Source organism: Priestia sp. P5_B4 (assembly GCF_056400385.1).
Map to the genome: position 1 here is coordinate 1 of NZ_JBFULJ010000613.1, position 2,313 is coordinate 2,313.

At 39.9% G+C, this 2,313-nt stretch carries 2 protein-coding genes; both read left to right on the forward strand.

The genetic code is table 11. The annotated features are described in order from the left end of the window. Positions 1-970 (forward strand): carbohydrate kinase family protein (locus tag AC1DRF_RS23690; RefSeq protein WP_477741844.1); only part of this gene is annotated, 970 nt, incomplete at its 5' end. 458 nt (positions 971-1,428) lie between these two features. Continuing rightward, positions 1,429-2,292 (forward strand): GRP family sugar transporter, encoded by an 864-nt coding sequence (locus AC1DRF_RS23695; protein ID WP_013055866.1) that lies wholly within the window; start codon positions 1,429-1,431, stop codon positions 2,290-2,292. Positions 2,293-2,313: the final 21 nt, after the last annotated feature.

Consider the following 2,313-nt stretch of genomic DNA (forward strand, 5'->3'; position numbering starts at 1 on the left):
GTTATTTAGTATCGGTGAAGTATTAATTGATATGATTCCAGCTCAAAAAGGTCTTCAATTGAAAGAAGTGGAATCGTTTACGCGTGTGCCAGGCGGAGCGCCGGCAAACGTTGCAGCAGTTGTTGCTACATACGGTAATGAGTCAGCGCTTATTACAAAAGTTGGAGAAGATGCGTTTGGAGACTTTCTAGTAGATACGCTTCGTGAAGTAGGAGTAGGTACTGAGATGGTCTATCGTACAGAAGAAGCAAACACAGCTTTAGCTTTTGTTTCCCTGCGTGAAGACGGAGAAAGAGATTTCAGCTTTTATCGTAATCCTTCAGCAGATTTATTGCTAACTGAAGACGAAATTAACTCTGATTGGTTTGCAAGCAACGATGTTCTTCATTTCTGTTCGGTTGATTTAGTTGAAAGTCCTATGAAATACGCTCATATGAAAGCGATTAAAAGCATGAAAGAAAAAGGCGGCGTTATCAGCTTTGATCCAAATGTACGTCTTCCGCTGTGGAAAGATCATGAGCTATGCCGTCAAACGATTTTAGAATTTATTCCACAAGCGCACATTGTTAAAATTTCAGACGACGAGCTATCGTTTATCACAGGCATTGAAGATGAACAGCAAGCGATTCAGTCTCTATTTACAGGTGATGTTCAAGTAGTTGTGTTCACAAAAGGTGCAGAAGGCGCAACGCTTTATACAAAACAAGCTGTCTATGAATCAAACGGTTACAAAGTAGCAGTTGTTGATACAACAGGTGCAGGAGATGCGTTTATTGGCGGATTCCTTTATCAGCTATTAAGCCGCGATGTGTCACAAGAAAACTTAACGGCTATTCTTGACTCTGACCACGATGCTATTTTACGTTTTGCAAATGCAAGCGGTGCCTTAACGACAACTGGAAAAGGTGCGATTAGCTCAATTCCAGCCAAAGAAGTAGTAGAGCAATTTTGTAAGCCTGTAGCTAACTAAAATGAAAAGGCTTTATCTCTTCTTATTTTCAATCAGCAGAGGCGCTAGTTTCTGCTGATTGCAGATCACATAAGAGGGAGAAGCGAGCTGCAGAGCAAGAAGAAAAAATTTTTTTCTGTTTTTAAAAAATAATCAAAAAAATTTCTAGCTAAATAATAAATGTTCGTGTTAGTATAATACGAGCAGCAAGAAATAGCAGTTTTACCACTATTTATGAAAACGTTATATATTTATCGATGTAGAAGGTTTGATAGGACTAAAGAGCAGTCCTATCAAACCTTCTAGACCTAAGCGGATGCTGCCCCCCTTGCGGGGTAGGCTCATCCGCATAAGTGGACCTTTGGGGGAATATTCGAGGGAGTATGAGTGCTTGGCTTTTGCCCTTGATGAGAGAAAAGCAGCAGGTCGTTACATACGATGTACATAGATTAGAAATAGGAAAGTAGGTTAAGAGAAAGATGGATATTTTGCTAGGTGTTCTTCCTTCCGTTGCGTGGGGAAGCATGATTTTAGTTAGTATGAAGATGGGCGGTGGACCTTACAGTCAAACGCTGGGAACAATTATTGGAGCTTTGATTCTTTCATTTGTTCAGTTTATGATTGTGCAGCCGGTGTTAACGCCAACGCTCGTTATTGTCGGAATTGTTTCAGGTTTGTTCTGGTCAGTAGGTCAAAGCAATCAGTTTAAAAGTGTTCCATACCTTGGTGTTTCAAAGTCAATGCCGATTTCAACGGGTATGCAATTAGTATCAACAGCTCTTTTTGGTGTTATTGTATTTAAAGAATGGTCAACGCTTCAAACGATTGTGCTTGGATCTATTGCGATTCTTTTAATACTAGCAGGCGTGGTGCTTTCTTCATTAGACGGTAAAAAAGAAGGAGCACAAGGGGCTCCGGGACAAACGAAAAAAGGAGTTATCACTCTTATCATTTCAAGTCTTGGGTTCTTAGTTTACGTAGTTATCGCACGTATCTTCAACGTAGACGCATGGGCAGCTTTATTCCCGCAAGCAATCGGTATGTTAATTGGCGGTTTAATCATTACATACAAACATAAGCCATTTAACAAATATACGATTCGTAATATCTTACCAGGTCTAATCTGGGCATCTGGAAACATGTTCTTATTCTTATCTCAATCAAGACTAGGCGTAGCAACAAGCTTTTCATTATCGCAAATGGGTATCGTTATTTCAATTTTTGGCGGTATTGTCTTCTTGGGAGAAAAGAAAACAAAGCGTCAATTATTCTATGTATCTCTTGCGAGTGTACTGATTATTTCAGGCGGTATCTGTATCGGCCTCGCAAAAGCACACGCTTAATTTATCGATGTAGAAAAACCC